The organism is Blautia sp. HCN-1074 (assembly GCF_037890165.1).
Classification (GTDB): Bacteria; Bacillota; Clostridia; order Lachnospirales; family Lachnospiraceae; genus Blautia_A.
On the sequence record NZ_JBBKBP010000014.1, the window covers coordinates 75792 to 97801 of the forward strand.

Below are 22010 nucleotides of genomic sequence, written 5' to 3' on the forward strand. Positions count from 1 at the left end.
GTGTGTTAGATAATTACCGAATCATCTCTTACAGCTTCATTCTCAATCAGCTGTACCGTATCGCCTCTCAGTGCAAAAATCCTGTACAGGAACACATTAACGATTTCCCCTTCCCTGACATCTGCTTTCTCAAGGCTTCTTCTTGCTGTTACCACCGAATTGTTCACTCTGATCTGAAGTTCCAGATTATCTCCCCGGAAGGAAACCCGTTCAACCACTCCCTGAGATACGGAAGATCTGAACTTTTCTACTTCATCCAGTCTGGAAACTTTTACGAATTCCGGACGGACAATAATCTTGTCTGCACCCTCCGCCTGAGTAAATGTGTGGAAATCATCTACATTTTTCAGTATAGATGGCTGTCCGAAGAAAGATGCGGTAAAAGCTGTCTCCGGGTTTCGGTAAACTTCTACCGGAGTGCCTTTCTGCTCAATCCGTCCTGCGTTGGTAATGATGATCTCATCCGCTACCTCGATTGCTTCATCCTGATCATGTGTAACAAAAATACTGGTAATTCCCAGCTTCTCGATCATTTCTTTCAACCAGCTTCTCAGTTCCTGACGAATCTTTGCATCAATCGCTGCAAACGGCTCATCCAGAAGCAGCACCTGTGGATTCGGTGCAAGGGCTCTGGCAAATGCTACCCTCTGTCTCTGTCCACCAGACAGCTGACTCGGATACCTTTTCTCCAGTCCTTCCAGACCTACCAGCTTTACCAGTTCTCTGACCCGGGTGTCTATTGTTTTTTTATCTACTTTCTGAACTTTCAGACCAAATGCCACGTTATCATAAACAGTCATATAACGGAACAGCGCATAATTCTGAAATACAAATCCGATTCCTCGCTCACTGGCCGGCACATCGTTGACTACTTTTCCATCGATAATGATCTCGCCGCTGTCCGGAGTTTCCAGACCTGCGATCATTCGAAGAATGGTTGTTTTTCCACTTCCACTCGGTCCCAGCAGGCCGATCAGCCTGCCTTTTTCGATTCCGAAATTTACATTCTTTGATGCCTGGTAGGAACCATAGGTCTTATTTATGTTTTTTAACTCTACATACATATCAGGCTTCCTTCTTTCCTTTGTATTCGATCACGCTTTTGACCACCAGAATGATAACTGCCATGATCACCAGCAATGAAGATACGGCAAACGCCGGAACATACTGAAACTCGTTAAATAAAATCTCGACATGGAGAGGAAGGGTATTGGTCTTTCCTCTTAAATGCCCGGAAAGGACGGATACTGCGCCGAACTCTCCCATGGCTCTTGCCGTACAGAGCACAACTCCATAAAGCAACGCCCATTTAATATGAGGAAAAGTAATCTTCCAGAAGATCGTCCAGCCGTTCGCTCCCATCAGTGCTGCGGCTTCTTCCTCGTCTGTTCCTTCTGTTTCCAGAACCGGAATCAGTTCTCTGGAAATAAAAGGAAATGTTACAAATACAGTTGCAATGATGATTCCCGGTACAGAGAATACAACTTTAATTCCGAATTTAATAAGTAAAAAGTAGACAGGACTCTGACGTCCGAAAATCAGAAGAAAAATCAGACCTGCGATGACCGGTGAAATCGTAACCGGAAGATCGATCAATGTGGTCAGCAGTTTTTTGCCCTTGAACTGAAACTTAGTCAGTGCCCAGGCTGCGAAGATACCAAAAATGGTATTAAAGATGACTGCGATCAGTGTTGCTTTGACCGTAAGGAGAAGTGCTTTAATTGTGTACTCATCCGTTACCGCCTCAAGGTAAACTTTCCAGCCGCTTCGCAGAGCCTCTGTGATCACAGTGCTCAGCGGGAGGAGAAGCATTACTGCCAGAAACAGGACGCTGATACCGATCAGCAGCCATTTTGTGATTTTCTCTGAAGTCTTTACATTGTTGTCCATCAGGCATTTCCTCCCCTTAAGATTCTCGCGTTTCTCTGCTGGATCACATTATTGAGAAACAGAATGAAAAATGAAACCGCCAGCATCACCAGTGCGATCGCCGTTGCGCTGGAATAATCAAATTCCTGAAGTTCTGACATAATGATCAGCGGTGTGATTTCTGTGTAATATGGCTTATTTCCTGCGATAAATACGATGCTTCCATATTCACCAAGGCATCTGCCAAAAGCAAGTCCGGTTCCTGCAAAAATCGCCGGTTTCAGTTCCGGAAAAATGACTTTCCAGAAAATCATTGATTTCTTTGCTCCCAGCACTCCAGCTGCTTCGCTGTAGAAATTGTCCATCTTCTCCAGAACCGGCTGTACGCTTCGTACAACAAACGGAATTCCTACGAAGATCATGGCTACTGTAATACCAATCCTTGTGTATGCGATCTTGATACCAAATCTGGCAAAAAAGCTGCCGACGAGTCCGGAATCGGAAGTTAAGGATGTCAGCGCGATACCTGCAACTGCGGTTGGCAGTGCGAACGGAAGCTCAATCATTCCATCCATGATCCGCTTGCCCGGAAATTCATATTTTACAAGTACCCATGCGAGGATAGTTCCCATAATCCCATTGATCACTGCTGCTGCAAAAGCAGATATGAAACTTGTGTAAAAGGAAGCCAATACTCTGGCTCTTGTAATGGTTTCAATGAAATCTTTAAAGCTCATCTGTGCTGTGTAGATCACCAGACTGGCAAGTGGGATCAGAACCACCAGACTTAGTATGGAAATGGTAATTCCCATGGAGAGTCCGAATCCTGGAATCACTGGTTTATTTCTTTTTTTCATAATCAATAACCACCTCTCTGTCTCGTATGTCCTGCTGTTATTATCCTCGTCAATCTTTCATTTCATGCTTGTAAGTAAATGCATCCGTTTCTTTTAGCATTTTGCGGTTTATTCTGATTTGATTTCCATCTGAAAGCTGCTCTCAATCTACATATAGATGTTTTATCTCTCATAGATTTCATCAAAGATTCCACCATCTGCGAAGTGTTTTTTCTGCACTTCATCCCATCCGCCGTAGTCACTGATGTTTACCAGATCTACGCTCAGGTCAAACACATCACTGTGTTCTTTCAGGATCTTTTCATTGGTCGGACGGAAGTAGTTCTCTGCTTCAATCTCCTGCGCTTCGTCGGAATACAGATATTTTAAATACTCAGTTGCCACATCTCTCGTTCCTCTGTAATCCACTACTTCATCTACCACTGCTACAGACGGTTGTGCCAGAATACTCACACTCGGAGTAACGATCTCGTACTCATCCGGATAGTCACGCATGGAAAGATATGCTTCATTTTCCCATGCCACCAGCACATCGCCCTGTCCGTTCTCTACGAAAGAAGTGGTTGCACCTCTTGCACCGGAATCAAGAACTACTACATTCTGATAAAGCTTCCTGATGAAATCCTTCATCCGGGGTTCATCTCCGTCATACTTCTTATCTGCGTAAGCCCATGCTGCCATGTAGTTCCATCTCGCACCTCCGGATGTCTTAGGGTTCGGAGTTACCACACCCACACCATCCTTTATCAGGTCATCCCAGTCTTTGATGCCTTTGGGATTTCCCTTCTTTACCAGAAATACGATGGTCGAAGTATACGGAGAACTTTCATTGTCAAACTTATCCTGCCAGCCTGTCTCGATCAGTCCTGCGTTTTCAATGGATTCTATATCGTATTCCAGTGCCAGTGTTACTACATCTGCATCCAAACCATTGGCTACTTCCAGTGCCTGTTTCCCGGAACCGCCATGGGACTGTGTCACTTCTACGTCTTCCCCGGTTTTCTCCTTCCAGTGTTCTTCAAATATTTTGTTGTACTGTTCAAACATTTCTCTGGTAGGGTCATAGGAAACATTGGTGATCGACACTGTTTTTCCAAAAGCCTGTACCGGTATCAGTACCAGTACAGCTGCCAGGCCAAATGCAAATAATTTTCTGATCATTTATTTTTCTCCTGCTTTGCTTTACAGTAATACAAGTTCTTCCTTCTCAGATTCCGTTCCTTCTATATGGAAAGAATTCAGAACAGGATTCTCATTGTCCATCAGAGAAAGAATCATATAGCTTGCTGTGCTGTCATAAGCCAGTCGTTTATCTTCTTCTGAAGGTCTGGACGGGCTTTCCGGATGGGAATGCCAGTTTCCAAGAGGTACCAGACCATTCGCACGCATATCTTTTACTGCTGCAAGCTGTTCTTTCGGATCCAGCGAAAAGTGCTCATTGGAATGATCGATATTTGTCAGGCAGTAAACCTTTTTGATAGATTTATCATTTCCATCCTTAGTTCCTGCAATCAATCCGCAGGCTTCTTCCGGAAGATTTTCTCTGGCGTGTTTTAAAATTATTTCGTAGTCATTCTTTGACATTGTGATCATGATTTTTCTTGCTCCTTTATCTCCAGCCGATATTTACGATCCGCTTTCGCTGCTTACCTATTGCTCTTCGCAACCGAAGCAGAAGGCTTATCTGAATCAACCAAAGCGAATCAGATTCCGTCACATTCTGCCTGTTCATAGTCGATCAGCTCTGTGATCGTCGGATGCTCACCGCATACCGGGCAGTTCTTTACGTGTTTCGGAAGTTTGATCTTGCGGAATTCCATTGTAAGTGCATCATATGTAAGAAGATATCCTGTAAGAAGATCGCCAACTCCCAGAAGATATTTGATTGCTTCCATCGCCTGAAGACTTCCGATAACGCCTCCCATCGCTCCGATAACGCCGGCCTGTTTACAGGTAGGTACGGCATCCTTTGGCGGCGGATCTTTGAATATACATCTGTAACATGGTCCTTCTCCCGGAACATATGTCATCAGCTGTCCCTGGAAACGAAGGATTCCTGCGTGGGAAAATGGTTTCTTTGCTATAACACAGGCATCATTGATCAGGAATTTTGCCGGGAAATTGTCGGTTCCATCGATGATAAAGTCATAATCTTTGATCAGATCCATGATTGTCTCGGAATCTACGAAAGTCTGGTAAGTTTTAACTGTCACATCCGGGTTGATGGCTTCCATGGATTCTTTTGCGGAAAGTACCTTTGGTTTGCCGATATCTTTTGTTGCGTGGATGACCTGACGCTGAAGATTGGAAAGGTCTACCTCATCTGCATCTGCAATTCCAATCGTTCCCACACCTGCTGCCGCAAGGTAAAGAGCTGCCGGTGCTCCAAGTCCGCCTGCTCCGATGATCAGAACACTGGAATTGAGCAGTTTTTTCTGTCCTTTTGCTCCAACCTCTTTCAGAATAATATGTCTGGAATATCGTTCGAGCTGATCATTTGTGAATGCCACTATCTTCCACCTCCCATGAAGTACAGGAATTCAACGCTGTCGCCTTCTTTTAATGCGTAAGTTTCAAATTCTGCCTTGTCGATAAAGTCATCGTTTACAGATACTGTTACATACTGAGGAGTCTCTACATCTTCCTGTACGATCAGTTCTTCCACTGTGATTGCGTCTTTTACTTCTTTTTTATCTCCTGCTACTGTGATAACCATAATCTCTATTCTCCATTTCTGTATGTTTTTATATGTGTGATTTTTTAAAGATTTTTATCAATGATTTCTTCCAGATCTGCCGCTTTCTTTGCTCCGGTCAGCTTCTCGATCTGTTCTCCGTCTTTCAGGAAAATCAGCGTCGGCGCTGACATAACTTTGTATTCTTCTACAAGTTCCTGCTCGTAAGCTACATTTACTTTTCCTATATAAATCTGATCACCGTATTTCTCTTCCAGCTTCGCAAATACCGGAACCATTCTCTTACATGGTACGCAGCTGTCGGAATAGAAATCAATCAGTGTAAGTTTTCCTGGCTGGAAAGCTTTCTCTTTAAAAGTCTCTCCGTTTAATCTCTCTGCCATGATAGTTCACTCCTGTCAGTTCCTGTCTTTTTTATTCAGCCTCTTATTCTCAGTCTCTTGTCTTTTTTATCCGGCTTCCCGCTTTCACGGATCAGTCTCCTGCTTTCTTCACATAAAGTGTGTAGGTTCCATCTTCATTATCATCAAGCTTCAGGATCTGATGTCCTTCCTCTTTGATACTTCGTGGTACATTCTGTACCGGTTCTCCGTCATTCATGCGGATGGATAGGATCTGACCTTCATCCAGTTCCTCCAGTGCTACCTTTACTTTTACAAAAGTTACCGGGCAGACAACATCGGTAATATCTACAGTATCATCAAATTTAATATCACTCATTTTCATATGCCTCCAGGATTTCTTTATTGAATTCGTCCTCGCCTACGCGGTCAATCGTGAATTTCAGTCTCTCACCGGCTTTCGCATTCTTCTCGAAGAATCCGATTGCTGCATCACACACCTTGAGAAGTTTTTCGTGATCTTCGATAAATGGAATCACTGTTTTTCCTTTATTAATGTGATTTCCGAAGATTCCTCCGAAAGAAACGATATATCCGTGAGTATTGTCATAAGCGTCTGTCGGACAGGCTTTTGTACATCTTCCACAGAAGTTACATTTGGAAGAATCTACTGTGATCTTTCCATCTTCTAATGTGATGGCGCTTTCACGACAAGCTTTCACGCAGACACCACACTGGATACATTTATCTTCCTGCCATGCTACTTTGATACCACCTTTGATTCCTACATCGTTCTCCTCTGCTTTTAAGCAGTTGTTCTGGCATCCGGTAACACCAAATTTAAATTTGTGAGGAAGCTCACGTCCAAAATATCTCTCATCCAGTTCCTGTGCCAGTGCGTAAGTATCGATACATCCGCTTGGACAGATGGCTGCACCCTGACAGGCTGTGATGGTACGAACTCTCGGTCCGCACACACCCGGAACTACATCTCCCTCTTCCAGTGCTGCCTTCACTTCATCAATCTGGCTTAATTTGATGAATGGGATCTCCACACCCTGACGGGAAGTAAGATGTACGTAGCCCTCACCATATTTCTCTGAAACCTCAGCTACTTTTGCAAGCTGTTTCGCATCCAGATGTCCGCCAACTACACGGATTCTTAATGAAAAATTATCTTTCTGTTTCTGGCGCATGAATCCGCCTTTTTTTAATGCTGCATAATCTGCCATTTTTCTTTCCCTCCTGTCAGAGTTTCCCTTGATTTTTGTTTACTTTTCTTTCTCTCGTTCACTTTACCGTAGTCAATCGGATATTCGCAATCCGCTTTCGCTACGTGGCTCTACACCAAATAACTGCTCCGCAGTTTATCAGAAGGGGCTTGTACCCCTTCTGATACAAGCAAGTCCCCACCCACTGCTTATTGCTCTTCACAATTGAAGCAGGGACTTACTTGATTTGGTTAATTTGATGACTATTTTCTACTTTTCATAGTTATTCAGTAGGTTTTCTATGATATTACACGAAATGACATTATTTGTCAATAGTGTATTGAAATAAATACAATGCTTAGTCAATCGGATATTCGCAATCCGCTTTCGCTACGTGGCTCTACACCGAATAACTGCTCCGCAGTTTATCAGGAGGGGCTTGTACCCCTCCTGATACAAGCAAGTCCCCACCCACTGCTTATTGCTCTTCGCAACCCCCGTAGGGGACTTACTTGATTCGGTTAACTGCCAGGGTTACTGCTTACTACTAACGGTAAAAAGGCTATTGTTTCACATTTTTTAATAAAACAATAGCCTCTTCCCATATCGAATGTTTTTATAGAAACACTAGTATGACTCACGCTAATTAACGATCTGATTCATGCTGGATAAATTTTCATCTACAAGGCGAAGGAATGAGGCGTAGCGGTGGCTACGGCGATTGACGACAACGCAGTAGATGGGAATTTATACAAATGAAGCAGGTCGCTAATTAGCGTGAGCCATACTAGGAAATACTACCCCAGTTTATTCCCATAATCCTCTAACTGGTGAAATATCCCCAATATATTCACAATATTTTCTTCTATACCAAAGATTATCACATAATCCATTTAAGGAATTAATGCCTCTCTATAGTTCTTACTTGCCAGATAACTGTCCCTGCTGATTGCAAATTGCTGTGGATTTGTTTCCATCCGTTCATATACATTCTCAACTCCATTCAGCAAATGTTTCGCGGCCTGCTCATTTTTTAGTTTATAAAGCAGATAATAAATCAGGTTATCCAACAATTCCTCTGCATGTTCAGTAATTACAAGCCTATATTCCATACTTTGCCCTCATCCCCTGTAATGCAGATTTCGCTTCCTTTACTTTTCCTTCTTCAATCTCTTTTTCTGAGACTTCAATATCCTTATATTTTAGATATTTGCGCATATTTTTCTCATAAGTTTCCATACTCATAATAACCATATCACCGTATCCATTCTTTGTAATATAGATAGGTTCTTCAGAATTATGACACATATCTGAAATCTCTGCTGTCCTTTTTAAATCTCTGATAGGTATGATCTGCGGCATAGCTTTTTCTCCTTTTATTTTTTATTTTATACCATAATAATATCATAATTAAGCCACAATTTCAATGTGTACTTCTCTTTATTACATGATTTTCCTCTGCCACAATGTATTCCACCCTGAGGACTTTTGCTATCACGAAAATATTTATAAAGTTTTCTGGTATGAAAAAGCAGCATCCTGCGAATACAGAATGCTGCGGTCAAATCTCAATATTTTATTCAGCAGAAGCTGCTGCCTTTTCTTTTTCCGGGAAAAGTTTTCCGAATACGAATCTTACGAACGGACCTGCATAAAAGATCTGCCAGAAGAATGCCATCGGGAAGTTCATTGCTGTTGTCTGAAGCCATGTCGGGATGATCTGGCTTACCGGTGCATGTTTGATCAGTACAGTTGCCGCAAAGCTCATGCACGGGCACATAAATGCAACTGACACTGCTGAAATTGCAAGTACAAGGTGGAACGGATTATCTCTTCTCATATCCACAATACCAAATGCAACCTTCTTTGCAAGAGCACCGATGATAAAGAAATCAAGGATAAACGCGATCGGTCCCATAAATACTAATTCATGAAACGCTAAGAGAAATGTCTCATTCGTCATTGTTCCTGTATTTAATACAATATTGTAGCAGATCATTGCATAAACCATCACAAATACCATGATGATCGTAAAAATTACTTCCTGAAACTTGTTTTTTGGCATAAAAAATCCTCCTTAAATAGTACATGAATAACATAAACAGAAATTTGTGTTGTTCATAACCATCCAGGGAGGATGTACCGTTTCCAATAAAACCAAATATCTTTCTCTTAAATTTACCGTTGGTTATTATACGGATTCCGGATGGAAAAGTCAAGAATTTTTTTCAACATCCATTTTTTTGTTTCTTATATCACTTTTGTAACTTATATACAAAGAATATGGAGAGATATTGTTTAAATATACTATAAATATGGTACTCCAGGGATTTCCGGGTAGCTGCCCATTCCGATCAGCAGTTCCAGTCCTATCTGTCTGGCATTCAGTACCGCTGTTTTTGCCGCACTGGCATCACCGGAAACCGCTAGGATCACCTCATTAGAATGGCTGGTGCCTTTATCAGGAGTCATATATTTTGCAATGGAAAGAGAAGCCGACTTCATCGCCGTATCTGCCATCACCAGCCCGATTGCAGCCGGAGAACCTGCCATGAATCCAAATGCCTCTCCGATTGGCGCTCCGAACGCTTTATTCAGTGCCTGTCCTGCACTGGCTGAGTAAGCAAATTCTAAATGGCCACTCTCACTGATATACAGTTCTCCTGCATATTTATTGGTCAGCTCCAGAGCCATAGACACCGCATGTCGTACATCAGAGACATCCGTTCCACCAAGAACAATATAATTTCCATGTCCACCCCAGCCCTTAGTATCTCTCGGTAATTCTATAGAAAGGACCTCTGTGTTGGTCGCTTTTACCGCATCGTCAATGGCAGTGATCTGTCCTGCTGCTCCGGTACGGGAACTAAATAGCCCCAGACAGTGATATTTCGTTCCCACGTTCATTTCATTAAGCAACGTATCATCGATTCCGGAAATTACCAGCCCGATCGTATCCAGAACTGCAGTGCCCACAAATTCACTACGTGTACAGTGTGTACTGATATTGTGTACGTCTATCATTTTGTACCCCCTCCATGTTTACCCCATAGCATTTTATATATATGATTTTATCCAAAGTAGATTTTTATATTTTTAGCTTATCATGCTCCGAGATGATAAGCAATAAAATTATAAAATATATGATGTCAAACCTCTGCTTCATCCGGAATACTATCCCTGTCCTTTCCGAAACAGAAGAACTCTATGGACTCATTATAACGCAAACACCCAAATTCAACAAGAAAAAGTTTTCGACAAAAACCCCGCCTCCCACAGATTTTCTCTGCTGGAAACGGGGTTTTTATGTAAGTATAGTAATGAGAATATGTCAGATACATGGCTGAGGTTCATAGGGCCATATACATCTGTAACAATTGAATATCGTAAATATCCATCTGCCATAGCCTGAGCCATGAACCAAAACTTTATTTAACGATCATACCAGTCTTTCTGTCGCTGAAGATTGCAACTTCGATCAGGAAGATGATACCAAGGATGAGCTGCTGTAACTGTGTCGGCATCATCAGCATTACCAGACCACTGGAAAGTACTTTGTATGTCATAACACCAAGGATGATGTTATAGAATCTTACTTTAGCACCACCGTTTACAGGCATTCCGCCAAGTACCAGAGCGATCATGATCTGTGTTTCCAGCTGATTACCTGCTGTTGATGTAACGGAACCTACTTTGATGGCATTTACAAATGCTGCAAGTCCTGTGATACAGCCTGCTGCCACAAATACGAGGATCTTTGTAGTCTCTACACGGATACCTGCGAATCTTGCTGCTGTTTCACCAGCACCGATTGCTTTCAGTCTGGAGCCCAGACCTGTGTAAGTAAATACAAGGTATGCCACTACGAAGATGATCACTGTGAAAGTAAGCATGAATGGCAGTGTGTTGTATTTGGAAATATCACTTACTGCATAAACAGGTGAGTTAGTTGTTGCATAAGCACAAACTCCACGGAACAGATACATGGTACAGATTGTAACAATGAAGCTTGTGATTTTTCTCTTAACATTGAAGTAACCATTGATCAGTCCGATCAGTCCGCCTGTTACCACACCACCCAGAGCTGCCAGAACCATGTTGTAATGGGAAAGGTAGCAGACTACGATGGAAGCAACACCAAGCATGGAGCCCTGGGAGAAATCCAGGCCACCCATTGTCATTACCATGAACACGCCGATAGATGAGATCAGCAGCATGTATGACTGGCTCAGAAGCAGTGATATATTTTTCGGCTGAAACAGTCTGCCGTCTGTGAGGAATGCAAATAATACACAGATGATCACGAATCCTGCAATAGGAAGGATAGTACGCACAATGGGACGTTCCAGAAATGGTACTTGCTCAGTTGATTTTTTTGTTGTACTCATTTTTTTACCCCCTTAAATCATATTGTCAATCAGATCTGTGTCTTTCAGATCCGGAGAGCGAAGGAATTCACCATTGATCTTACCGTCTTTCATGATCAGGATACGGTCTGCCATACCCAGAAGCTCCATGATTTCTTCAGAGATCATAATAATAGATTTTCCTCTTTTTCTCATATCGTTCATCATGGCGTAGATATCAGCTTTAACTTTGACATCAATACCACGTGTAGGGGAGTCAAGGATGATCAGGTCGGAGTCCTTTCCAACCCAGCGTGCAAGAACGACTTTCTGTTTGTTACCGCCTGAAAGAGCGGATACAAACTGGTCAACGCCTGTCATTTTTGTACTCATCTGTTTTGCAAATTTATTGGCAAATTCATTCATTGTCTTTGCACGAAGGAATCCATGAGTTTTCAGATCCTCCAGAGATGGAAGACAGATGTTATCGCCAATTGTGTCATTGATGACCAGAGACTCATTGTCTCTGTCTTTGGAAGCATAGGCAATGCTGTGTTTGATGGCATCCGGAATGGAATTGATCTGTGTGCCGTCTCCCAGGGTTACACTTCCCTGGCGGAAATAGGAAGCTCCGAAGAGTGCCTTTCCAACCTCATGCATACCACATTCGGAAAGTCCTCCGATACCAAGGATCTCACCTTTGTGAAGATCAAGGTTCAGATTCTCAATCTGTCCTTTTACTGTCACGTTCTTAGCGGAAAGAACAACTTCATCAGATACTTTTTCGCCGTAGTCTGTACGATAATAGCTGTCGCCGATCTCACGGCCTACCATTAAGGCTTTCAGTCTGTCAGGTGTAGCTTCTTCCTTTGTGATGGAACCGATCTTCACACCATCTCGAAGTACACTGATGTTATCAGACTGCTCAATAACTTCCTCAAGGTCATGGGAAATAAAGATTACGCAATTTCCTGTGTCACGAACTTTGTGCATTACCTTGAAAAGCTCTTCACGGCCTTTCTGGCCAAGTGCTGTTGTTGTCTCGTCTACAACCAGAACCTTCGGATTAAAGTAGGTAGATTTTACAATTTCAACTAACTTACGATCCTCGAAATTATAATCGTCGATTACTTTTGTTGCATCAATATAATTGAATCCATAGCTGTCCAGATATTCCTGGGCTTTCTTGTTCATTGCTGCTGTATTTTTGATACCATATTTGGTAAACTGATCCTCGTTTCCAAGGAAAATATTCTCTGCCACAGTCAGTCCGGAAAGTGTTCCGATCTCCTGTACGATGATGGCTACACCCTGATGGTTGGCTTCAACCTGGTTTGTTGCGGTGATCTCTTTTCCTTCAAGGATAAACTTACCGGAATCTTTCTGGTAAATGCCTGTCAGACAGGATGTCAATGTGGATTTACCGGAACCATTTTCACCGATCAGTGCGTGGATCTCACCTTTATTGAATGTAAAGGAAACGTTGTCCAGGGCGTGTGTGATGCCAAAATGTTTATCAATATTTTCTGCTCTTAATAATATTTCACCCATAATCGTTCTCCTTATTTTACTACAAGACCTTTAACCGGTTTGGTTGTCAGTGCAACGATTGCCAGCAGTGCAACACCTGTTACCACGTTCTGGATAGTAGTCGGAGCACCAAGTGCAACGAAACCGTTGAACATAAGCTGGATGATCATCTCACCGATCACGATAGCGATAACCGGATGGCCGTATTTCTTAAATGCCAGTCCAAAGAAGGTTCCCATCAGAGGAGTAAAGTTACGGCTCATAGAGGAAAGGTTGGAAGCTGATGTCATGGAAGTACCAAAGCTGATTGTCAGGATTGCCTGAAGTCCGAAGAAGAAACCTGCAAGAGTAAAGGCTACGATTTTATATTTGGAAACATTTACACCCATGTTCTTTGCAACAACTTCATTGCTTCCGATTGCGTATGTGTAAGTACCGATTTTTGTGTATTTCAGGATGAATGCACAGAGCAGATATGCGATCAGTGCCAGGATCAGGTTGACCGGATAATCACCGAATGCTCTGTAGCTTGTGGAAAGGATTACGTTCTTTCCGTTTGTGGCATATACACTGAACGCCTCGTATATCAGCGACAGGGCACATGTAACGATCAGGGAAGAAATGTGTAATTTGATATAAACCACACCATTGATGAGACCAATGATCGTACCACAGATCAGCGGCGCAATGATAAGACCGGCATAACCGAATTTCTCACTTGCGTTGCAGGCGATAATGGATGAAAGTACGATATTGGCACCAACGCTCATATCGAAAGGTCCCATTACGCAGATAAAGTAGAGTCCGCATCCGCCAACTGCGTAAATTAATGCTGATTTCATGTAAGTGGCCAGTTTCGCCGGGGATCCGAAAGTAGTCGGTGCAAGTACTTTAAATACTGCCCAGAAAACTACAAGCATAAGAACCAGAAGGCCGATCCCATAATACTGGCTTTGTTTGAGTTTTTTCATAACCATTCTCCTTATCCATTTCTTTGCCCGCCAAAAGCAGGAGGTCAGACGCTTCATCAGGGTTTGGCCTTTTGCTTCGAGCGGGCACTAACAATTACCTCTAAAAGTTTCTCCACTGCCTTTTGGAGGAAAGGCAGTGGAGCATGAGTTCATCATATTAGTTGCTGTGACGGGAAATAACATCCTCAATAGAAAGTGATGTAGCTGCTTTGTTCAGATCATCAAAGCTGTATCCTGCTAATTCAACAAGTTCTTCATCTGTGTATGGATCGTCATCTACAAAGTATTTCTTGTAGTTTTCATAGTCTTCAGAGGAAGATACATACAGGTATGGGAACTGGATCTCATATCCGAAGGATCCTTCATCTTTTACATAGTTGCCTTTGATTGCGTTATATGTGATAAGGAATGCATATAACGGGTCGCAGAAGTGTCCGCCTGATTCAGCAAACATTCCGCCTGATTCAAGCTGCTCACCAAGGTCATCAAGGAAGTCTGTGGAAACAACATCGATCTTTCCTGTAAGTCCTTCGTTTGCCAGAGCACCGATGGAACCAACAAGTGGGTCACCGCCGCCACCTGCAACGATCAGAGCGTCCATATCAGGGTTGGAGTTGTAAAGGGAAAGAGCTGCTGCTGCACCTTCTTCAGAAGATGTGTTAGCGTATACAGGCTCTGTGATTGTTGCCTGATCATCCGGGTTAGCTTCGTTCCATTCGTCAACTGCCTGTTTGTAACCTTTCCATCTCTGCTGGAAGGTAGCATCACCAACTGTCCATGCTTCAAGACCGATGTTTCTGTCACCGTTCTCAAGAAGCAGGTTAACCAGTGTATAACCATTTGTTACTTCGTCTTCATGAACTGCACCAAGGTAGTACTGGGAGTTGCATGCTGTCTGATATACTTCCGGGCTGTTCTCTTCGGAGATGATACGGTAGAACTGTGTAAGGTAAACCTGGTTTGCATCGCAGGTCTGGATTGCAGATGTCATTTCAGAGTCTGCGGAGTTACAGATTACGATACCGTTACATCCTGCTGCGCAAAGCTGTTCAACAGAAGCTGTAACCTGCTCAGATACGTGACCCTGGTCAACATACATTACATTAACACCAAGAGCATCAGCTGCTTTGTCGATGATCTTTTTACTCTGGCTTCCAAGTACGTCTGTGGAGCTCCAGATGGAAACACCAATTGTGATGTCGTCGTCAGCTGCCTGTGTTGTAACTGCGCTCATTGGCAAGGAACCAACCATTGCTGCTGTTGCTGCGATAGCAACGGCTTTTCTCATTCTTTTTTTCATGTTGTAAAACCCTCCTTGAAAAAATTTGCTTTTTTGATTTTTGTGAGCGGAAGTTTAAGTTCACGGGACTTCCGTTCCTCTGTGATTCTATTAAACCATACTTTGGCTTTGTTCAGTTAGGACATATTTGGAAAATTTTGTTGCACATTCTTGACCAGTTTGTATATAAAAGTTGGACAAATTATGAATAGCTTGTGCAAAATGATGCTAAATTATCCAATTTTTAAATCCTGCTATTGTTATTTTCCAATATATAATAATAGGAAAGAATCCTGACCGCACAGCTTTGTTATATCATAAAAAAACTATATCGGAATATTCCAGAATGTACCAGACATAGAAAAAGATCTTCTGCGTTAGAAGATCTTTTTCTATGCTATATTTAAATGAGCTCATTTATCATTAGACAAGATTATTTCTGTACTCCCGCGGGCTGCTTCCCATCTTTTTGCGGAATACTCTGCTGAAATAATTATAATCGTCATATCCCACCAGGAACGAAATCGTCTCAAGTTTCTTATCCTGATCCTTCATAAGTTCTGCCGCTTTCTCCATCCTGATTCTGGTAAGGAAAGCAATGATTGTCTCACCATATTTCTGGCTGAATATCCTTGAAAGATAGCTGGCATCCATATGATACTCCTCTGCCAATGCAGTAAGGGTGATATTTTCATGATAGGAGCGTTCAATATATTTGTGAATCTGCTCTACCTGCTGCACGATGGAATTGGAATCTGACTCTTTATCTTCTCCGTTCTCCCATAAACTGTTCAGCAGAATTTTCAGCGCGGCAAACAGAGATGGTGCATTGAGACATTTCATATAATAATCAATATTATCCATTGCCTCCTCTGCCTGTGCGGTAAGTTCCGGGCATTTTTCCTGCACATAACGGTACAAAATCCCGGTAATTCTGCCTACATACTGTTTCACATCCAGATAACTCCAGGTACCGTCATCACACGCACCGAACTTACAAGTCTTAAAGATCAGCTTCTCTGTCTCTGATCTCTGCCCTGTCTCCAGTAAATGATACAGTTCTGTTTCCATATGAACAGGTGCTGACTTCCCGATTGTCTGATTCTCACCACTTTTATCTTCCGGACACAAAAGAACACAATGACTTCTGCTGAACGGACGGGTAACCAGCGCAGAAATCAATTCTCTGTAAACCGTTCCGATGTCATCCAACGAGCTGGTCTGTTCATGAATGGCCACAGAAACCGGACCGTACTCTTCCATAGAAAATTCCTTCAGAATATTGTCGGCAAGTGTCTTGAGCGCTTTCGCATCCGCTGTCTCTACGATTAGAAATTCACTCATTTTATTACTGTTGTTAAAAATAATCGGATTTCCGGCATCACCTGTGAGTTCTTTTAAACACGACTTAATCTTCCATGACATCTGAAGATTATCATGGTCGAACCGCTCTGCAATTTCTGTAATGTTATAAAATTTCACCATCAGGGTAGCTACTTCTGAGAAAGTACTTGTGCTGGATACATGAGTCTGAGCCGCAGACTGACCATACAGCTTTCCGGAAAGTAATGCTGAGTATTCACTGTCCTCCAAAAACGAGGAAAGCTTATGCTCCTGAATACGGCTAGTCTCATCCTGCCTTTTTGCATTCTCCCGTTCTTCCAGAACTCCCAGTGCTTTGGTCAGAACTTTAACCATTTCTTCTTTTCCTACCGGCTTCAGAAGATAATCCAGGCCACCGGACACAAACACACCTTTTACTTTCTCAAAATCATCATAGCCACTAATTGCAATCGTTACAATATCCGGATATTCTGTCTGAAGTTTCTGCAGCAATTCCAGACCACTTAAGAATGGCATATTAATATCCGTAAGAATAATATCCGGATGCTCCTCCGGGATTCTCTCGATAACCTCCTCACCGTCGCAGGCTGGCTCCAGAAATTCCAGAGAATATTCTTCCCATGGAATCAGACTCCGGATATTTTCGCGGCTCCAAAATTCATCGTCCGCTGCAAGAACTTTGTATTTCATGGATTTCAATTTCTTTTCTCCCCTCCGTGTTATCTTCACTCTGTCAATCGGATATTCGCAGTGTTTTCCGTCGCAATAGCCGGCACAGTGATCGTTACCGTCGTTCCCTCTCCCATTGTACTCTCAATATGTAATCCATATTCATCGCCAAAGAGCTTTTTCAGACGCGCATTGACATTCAGGATTCCGATAGAAACACCAGATTCCACACGTTTCATATCATTTTGTTCCAGCAACCGGTTCATAGATTCTGCATCCATTCCGGCACCGTTATCAGAAACTGTGATGACCAGGTTTTCATCTATATGCTCTGAACGTATCAGAAGCTTCTTGTCTTTACGGCGTACATTTCTAAGCCCATGTGACAGTGCATTCTCCACAACCGGCTGGATGCAGATTCGCGGCATCTGATCCTGAAGTGTATCGCTGTCTATCTGGTAATCATATGCAATCGCAGAGCCATTTCTCACATCCATTACATAGAGGTAATTTCTCACATGAGCCATCTCATTCTGCATAGTGGAAAGCTCGTCCGTCATATTCAAACTATAACGGAAAATCGCAGACAGGGAACGGCACATTCCACTTACCAACGGACAATTCTGTGCATTCGCGATACCACTCATCGTGTCCAATGTATTATAAAGGAAGTGCGGATTGATCTGTGCCTGAAGCATTTTATATTCTGTGCGCTCCACCAGCATTTTGTGCTGTAGTTCTTCCTGTGCCATCACTTCCATACGGTCAAGCATTTCATTAAACTCCGTACCCAGAGTCGTCAGCTCCTGTGACCATCCGACCGGTTGCACACGAAGTGTGGTTTCTCCATTCTTAATCCGCGTAATCGTACTGCTCATTTCCTCTACCGGTTTTGTCATCCACTGCGATACAAACAATACCAGCACCATGATGGCAAAAATCATAGCCGTCATTATAATAAGAAGTGTTCTGATCAGTGCCTTCTGTGCCGCTGTAAGAAGTGACTGCGAAACAAGCACAAACGCTTCCAGATTATAATTCTCCTGTGGCACCTGGATCAGGTAATTTCCTTCATATTCCTGTTCCAGATCATTCGATTTATAATAGTCCTCAATTACCTTCGCAAGCTGCTTTTGGATTCTGTGCTGAGTTTCTGAAGCCTGACCGGTGATCGCTATTACCTGGTCATTCAATGGCTGAAGCCATAAGCAAACCTGCTCCACATCTACATATTTCGCCATAATAGAGGTAAATGCAGTACTGTTGATGTCACAGACAAGATATCCCAGACTGCTCCTGTCTGCATCATAATTATGAAGCTTCAGGACAAACCGGATAATATCTTTTTTCGCAACAGGATTATGATAACCTGAGATCATCAGGTCTGTACGGTCCCCATGTACATAATCATAAACCCGGTCTGCATTGTCATCATAATCTACCTTATAAATATTTCTCGGATAAGTAACTGAATTATAACGATAATTACTGATCAGATTATCCTTCGTATCATAGATATACATAGCCAGAACCTGATCCTCCTTCGTAAATCGTCTTCTCGCAAAATACCAGCTTCTCCAGTAATAGTCCTTCAGACTGGCATCCTTCTCTGCCGCATCGCGCATAGCACTTATCAGATCCTGTTCACTGTAAATTGTGAGCATTTCTCCACGTATCGTATGAATAAAATCAGACAGATCTGTCTGCATTTTATTCAACGACAGCTCATGGTCTGAAATACTCTCCACCCGGATTTGTCTGCGCAATGACTGATGAAACAGAAATGTCTGTAAAAGCAGTGCAAATACTACGCTGCTGATACACAAAACGAGCAGAGCTTTTCGCATCGTCCATCTTTTCTTCATTATCCGTATCCCCTCAAAAATTATCGTGATTTATATAATTATAATACAGAAATTTCCCCTTGAAAAGAAAAAAGAAAGCAGCGGGAACCCACTGCTTTCTAAAATATGAATCTATATATTTTTTACAGTTCGATATGTACTGCACCAACCGCGCGGATATTCATCGGATATACATTCTCTTTTCCTGCAAATTTAGAAATGTAGGAAACGTAATTCTCTGTCTCTTCTTCCGGTACTACGCACATGATAACTCCGGCAAATCCGCCACCATGAATACGGCAGATACCTTTTCCCAGTTTCTCAAGAAAGAGATCTGTAAGAGCAAGTGCGACAGAAATTTTCTGCTCTGTGTAGGCTTTGATCGGATAACAGTTCTGAAGTAATTCCCATGAAGATTTTCCGGATTCGCTGAGAAGTCTCAGTACAGTCTCTCCGTCTTTCTCCTCAACAGCCTTTGCAGCTCTTTCTACACGTTCATTCTCTTTGAAGAAATGAATCGCTCTTAAGATTGCTCTGTCATTCTCAATCTCAGACATATGCGCCAGCACATCTTCAAGAGTTGTCTCGCAGAGAAGTTCTGCACCTGCTGCTTTTGCTGCCTCTCTCATTTCCATCGGAATTTCAGAGTATTCCTGGCTTAAATCAGCATGGCCTTTTCCTGTATTTACGATTACAAGGTGGTGACCATAGTCATGGAAGGAGAAGTTTACTTTTTCATATTTCGGGTTCTCTTTATCAGAGAAATCAAGAAGAATCGGTCCGCCTACTGCACATGCAAGCTGATCCATTAATCCGGAAGCTTTCAGCCAGTATACGTTCTCAGCGTACTGTCCTGCTTTTGCATAGTTAATATATGTCATTGCACCATCATTAAAGAAATAGTTAATGATAGAACATACAAGCATTTCAAAAGATGCAGAAGAACTTACACCTGCTGCACGGATTACATTTGTTGTCACGTAAGCATCAAATCCTGCTACCTTGAAGCCAAATTTCTGGATAGCTTCTACCATACCAGCTACAAGAGATACTGTTCCCTGAGCCTTCGGTACATCAGAAAGCTTCTCAATATCAACAACAACTTCTTTATCATATCCCTCACTTGTGATGCGGATGATATTGCTGTTGTTCGGATAAGCGGCACCAATGGTATCCATATCAATACTTCCTGCGATTACGCGGCCGCCATTATGATCTGTGTGGTTTCCGATAATCTCTGTTCTTCCTGGTGCTGTGAAAAATTCTGCTGTATCATGATGGTAAATTTCTGCGAAGTGATCAGCGACTGCCTGAAAACGGGCTGCTGCTTTCTCTGCTTCGCCGTAAATACGTGTTAATTCATTTTTATTTGGAATATTCATTTCAAAAATCCTCCGGATATTTTCCGGTCTGGCCGCTGATATACAGGCTTATAAACAGCTGTATACTCTTACTTTTCGTTGTTTACAGTGGCAGTGTATGAAAAGCCAGCGGCAGACGGGAATATGTGTATGAAAGTTTGGAGTAACCGTTACTGTTACCAGTAACGAAGCAGCCTTATTACGGCTTCACTCTTGGAATTGAGTATACCTTCGTGAGCTGGAAAATTCCTTAATAATTTAAGGAAGAAATAGTAAAATCTTGCGTTTATCGCTCTATGCGTGTACAATATAAATATAGTTACTTTCAGTTTATCATTCATCAAGTCTTTTGACATGAATATAAGCTTCAAAGTATATAGAAAACCAAGATTGAACCGAAATATGTTATGTTGCATCAGGAGGATTTTTATAATGGCGGAAATTATAACAGATGGCTCGCAAAAAGAACTCAAAAAACACGGCAGTGACGAATTTCCTCTGCTGGTAAGCTACGAGCAGCTTTCCGGCTATAAATCCGGTTCTTTTTTATGGCACTGGCATCCGGAAATAGAGATCACACTTGTCTTAGACGGTCAGATTCTTTATAAAGTAAATCAATGTACTTACCATATGAAAACCGGAGATATCCTTCTCGGAAACGCCAATGTCCTTCATGCCGGTTTCATGGAAGATATGCAGGATGGAAAATATGTTTCCATTACCTTTCTTCCGAAAATCATTTATGGTTCTTATGAAAGCGTCCTGCGCCGAAAATATGTAGAACCATTTGTACAGAACTTCTCACTTCCCGCAATTTACATTGACCACTCCCAGCCATGGCATCAGCTTTTTGCCGGATATGTAAAAGACATCATACGTCTGTATGAAGAAAAGAATGCTTTTTATGAACTGGATATCACCGGAACTTTGCAGAAGCTGTGGCGCTGCATGCTGCAAAATCTTCCGGAAGATCTTCCCTATACTGAACACAGTAAACTGGAACGTAATCGTATGCGTGAAATCATGGACTACCTGGAACACAACTATATGAACAAAATCCAGATGAAAAATATCGCAGAGGAAATCCACCTCTGCGAAAGTGAATGCAGCCGCTTATTTAAGCGCTACATGAATGTATCTTTATTTACATTTTTGCAGGAATACCGCGTAGAACGAAGCCTGGAATTTCTCTTAAGTTCCGGCGACAGCATCATGGAAGTCGCTCAGAAATCCGGATTCACAGACTCCAACTACTACGCTAAGGTCTTCTCCAAGGTCAAAGGCTGCAGTCCACAAAAATATAGGAAGCAAAATATGAGAAAAGAATAGCACAATTTCCGGCGATTCCTATGAGAACCTTCCAGACACTTATGTCATCTTTATCTGTGATTTTGATCCTTTTGGTGATGGGCTTTATCGCTATACTACAAATACTGTCTGCAGAGAAACTGGTAATTCTATAAATGATGGTATTGTAACAATTTATCTCAATGCCCACGGCAAAAATAGCACCGATATTCCCGATGAACTATTACAGTTTCTGGATTACGTAAAAAACATCGGGCGTAAAGAAAACACTACAGAAGGAAAACAAAAAGTTCTCCTTGATTCTCTCGAATCTAAATTTGCCGTATCTCCTGAATTAAAAGAAATAATTTGCGCTGAGACTAACCCTGCAAAACTTAAATCCTGG

General features: G+C 42.3%; 22 protein-coding genes. 1 reads left to right on the forward strand and 21 read right to left on the reverse strand.

Annotated elements, in window-relative coordinates; genetic code table 11:
• Positions 1-5 precede the first annotated feature (5 nt).
• From WKT11_RS12475 to WKT11_RS12575, 21 genes are all read right to left on the reverse strand, one after another.
• Positions 6-1064, reverse strand: a complete 1059-nt coding sequence (locus tag WKT11_RS12475) for a sulfate/molybdate ABC transporter ATP-binding protein (protein WP_118516485.1) — start codon at positions 1062-1064, stop codon at positions 6-8.
• Between the two features lies 1 nt (position 1065).
• Entirely contained in the window at positions 1066-1890 is an 825-nt protein-coding gene (gene cysW / locus WKT11_RS12480; protein ID WP_118516486.1) for a sulfate ABC transporter permease subunit CysW, read from the reverse strand.
• Positions 1890-2726, reverse strand: a complete 837-nt coding sequence (gene cysT, locus WKT11_RS12485) for a sulfate ABC transporter permease subunit CysT (RefSeq protein WP_117674989.1) — start codon at positions 2724-2726, stop codon at positions 1890-1892. Before cysT ends, cysW begins: the two co-directional genes overlap by 1 nt.
• Positions 2727-2888: 162 nt before the next feature.
• Complete coding sequence (locus tag WKT11_RS12490; protein ID WP_118136168.1) at positions 2889-3887, reverse strand: sulfate ABC transporter substrate-binding protein; 999 nt, start codon at positions 3885-3887, stop codon at positions 2889-2891.
• A gap of 21 nt (positions 3888-3908) precedes the next feature.
• Entirely contained in the window at positions 3909-4319 is a 411-nt protein-coding gene (locus WKT11_RS12495) for a M67 family metallopeptidase (RefSeq protein WP_117674993.1), read from the reverse strand.
• Between the two features lie 110 nt (positions 4320-4429).
• Positions 4430-5236, reverse strand: a complete 807-nt coding sequence (locus tag WKT11_RS12500; RefSeq protein WP_118411129.1) for a HesA/MoeB/ThiF family protein — start codon at positions 5234-5236, stop codon at positions 4430-4432.
• Positions 5236-5442 carry a sulfur carrier protein ThiS gene (gene thiS / locus WKT11_RS12505; RefSeq protein ID WP_118136173.1) on the reverse strand — a complete coding sequence of 69 codons (207 nt, stop codon included), beginning with the start codon at positions 5440-5442 and terminating at the stop codon, positions 5236-5238. Before thiS ends, WKT11_RS12500 begins: the two co-directional genes overlap by 1 nt.
• Before the next feature lie 44 nt (positions 5443-5486).
• Positions 5487-5804, reverse strand: a complete 318-nt coding sequence (locus tag WKT11_RS12510) for a thioredoxin family protein (RefSeq protein ID WP_117674999.1) — start codon at positions 5802-5804, stop codon at positions 5487-5489.
• A 91-nt stretch (positions 5805-5895) separates the two neighbouring features.
• On the reverse strand, positions 5896-6141 hold the full coding sequence (locus WKT11_RS12515) for a sulfurtransferase TusA family protein (protein ID WP_340284659.1): 246 nt from the start codon (positions 6139-6141) through the stop codon (positions 5896-5898).
• Positions 6134-6994 (reverse strand): 4Fe-4S binding protein, encoded by an 861-nt coding sequence (locus tag WKT11_RS12520; protein ID WP_117675003.1) that lies wholly within the window; start codon positions 6992-6994, stop codon positions 6134-6136. The genes WKT11_RS12515 and WKT11_RS12520 overlap by 8 nt, the downstream gene beginning before the upstream one ends.
• A gap of 872 nt (positions 6995-7866) precedes the next feature.
• Positions 7867-8085: a hypothetical protein gene (locus tag WKT11_RS12525; RefSeq protein WP_207658814.1), complete on the reverse strand. Its 219-nt coding sequence runs from the start codon at positions 8083-8085 to the stop codon at positions 7867-7869.
• Entirely contained in the window at positions 8075-8335 is a 261-nt protein-coding gene (locus WKT11_RS12530; protein ID WP_340284664.1) for a type II toxin-antitoxin system Phd/YefM family antitoxin, read from the reverse strand. The genes WKT11_RS12525 and WKT11_RS12530 overlap by 11 nt, the downstream gene beginning before the upstream one ends.
• A gap of 214 nt (positions 8336-8549) precedes the next feature.
• Positions 8550-9038: a DUF2798 domain-containing protein gene (locus WKT11_RS12535; RefSeq protein ID WP_118136177.1), complete on the reverse strand. Its 489-nt coding sequence runs from the start codon at positions 9036-9038 to the stop codon at positions 8550-8552.
• A gap of 242 nt (positions 9039-9280) precedes the next feature.
• Positions 9281-9997, reverse strand: coding sequence for a microcompartment protein PduB (gene pduB / locus WKT11_RS12540; protein ID WP_119242286.1), 717 nt, complete (start codon positions 9995-9997; stop codon positions 9281-9283).
• A gap of 404 nt (positions 9998-10401) precedes the next feature.
• Positions 10402-11361 (reverse strand): ABC transporter permease, encoded by a 960-nt coding sequence (locus WKT11_RS12545; RefSeq protein ID WP_008705206.1) that lies wholly within the window; start codon positions 11359-11361, stop codon positions 10402-10404.
• 12 nt (positions 11362-11373) lie between these two features.
• Positions 11374-12870 carry a sugar ABC transporter ATP-binding protein gene (locus tag WKT11_RS12550; RefSeq protein ID WP_340284669.1) on the reverse strand — a complete coding sequence of 499 codons (1497 nt, stop codon included), beginning with the start codon at positions 12868-12870 and terminating at the stop codon, positions 11374-11376.
• A gap of 11 nt (positions 12871-12881) precedes the next feature.
• Positions 12882-13820, reverse strand: coding sequence for an ABC transporter permease (locus tag WKT11_RS12555; protein ID WP_117675012.1), 939 nt, complete (start codon positions 13818-13820; stop codon positions 12882-12884).
• A gap of 157 nt (positions 13821-13977) precedes the next feature.
• Positions 13978-15120 carry a sugar ABC transporter substrate-binding protein gene (locus WKT11_RS12560; protein ID WP_118411131.1) on the reverse strand — a complete coding sequence of 381 codons (1143 nt, stop codon included), beginning with the start codon at positions 15118-15120 and terminating at the stop codon, positions 13978-13980.
• Positions 15121-15522: 402 nt separating this feature from the next.
• Complete coding sequence (locus WKT11_RS12565) at positions 15523-17133, reverse strand: AraC family transcriptional regulator (RefSeq protein ID WP_242986734.1); 1611 nt, start codon at positions 17131-17133, stop codon at positions 15523-15525.
• A gap of 35 nt (positions 17134-17168) precedes the next feature.
• Positions 17169-18977, reverse strand: a complete 1809-nt coding sequence (locus tag WKT11_RS12570; RefSeq protein WP_340284676.1) for a sensor histidine kinase — start codon at positions 18975-18977, stop codon at positions 17169-17171.
• A gap of 122 nt (positions 18978-19099) precedes the next feature.
• Positions 19100-20338 carry a galactokinase gene (locus WKT11_RS12575; protein ID WP_340284679.1) on the reverse strand — a complete coding sequence of 413 codons (1239 nt, stop codon included), beginning with the start codon at positions 20336-20338 and terminating at the stop codon, positions 19100-19102.
• A 411-nt stretch (positions 20339-20749) separates the two neighbouring features.
• On the opposite strand from WKT11_RS12575, the gene WKT11_RS12580 reads away from it, so the two are divergent.
• Complete coding sequence (locus WKT11_RS12580) at positions 20750-21646, forward strand: helix-turn-helix domain-containing protein (RefSeq protein WP_117845810.1); 897 nt, start codon at positions 20750-20752, stop codon at positions 21644-21646.
• Positions 21647-22010: the final 364 nt, after the last annotated feature.